We start from the raw sequence: 555 nt of genomic DNA on the forward strand, positions 1-555 counted from the left end.
CCAGACCTTGGATTTTTGATGGAGGGTTTATTATCTCAAGAAGAGAAGAAGGAAGAACTCATCAGCATCAGATCACTTGTAATAACCTACAGTACTTCTCTGGTCAAGGCGGGACATGAAGTAAAAGGTATGCTGCTAACTTTTCAGGATACAACCAGACTTCAAATGCTGGAACAAAAAATTCGACGTGAGCTTAACAAGAAAGGTATGGTGGCGAAATATAATTTTAAAGACATCATCTATACCGATGAAATTATGGATGAGCTCATTGGAAAGGCAAAGAAAGTAGGAAAGAGTGATTCTGCAGTAGTTATTTACGGAGAGAGTGGAACGGGAAAGGAAATCCTGGCTCAGAGTCTACACAATATCAGTGACAGAAGCCAAGCGCCCTTTGTTGCAATCAATTGTGCAGCTCTGTCGGAATCCCTACTTGAAAGTGAACTTTTTGGCTACGAGGAAGGAGCTTTCACAGGGGCTAGAAAGGGTGGAAAACCAGGGATGTTTGAACTGGCACATGGTGGAACGATTTTTCTGGATGAAATAAACTCCATAACT

1 protein-coding gene is annotated in these 555 nt (G+C 41.6%); it reads left to right on the top strand.

Annotation, left to right across the window (positions count from 1 at the left end; genetic code table 11):
• Nucleotides 1–555 (top strand): sigma 54-interacting transcriptional regulator (locus AC3AX0_RS00520; RefSeq protein ID WP_487548346.1); only part of this gene is annotated, 555 nt, incomplete at both ends.

This window comes from Dethiosulfatibacter sp. (assembly GCF_983023055.1).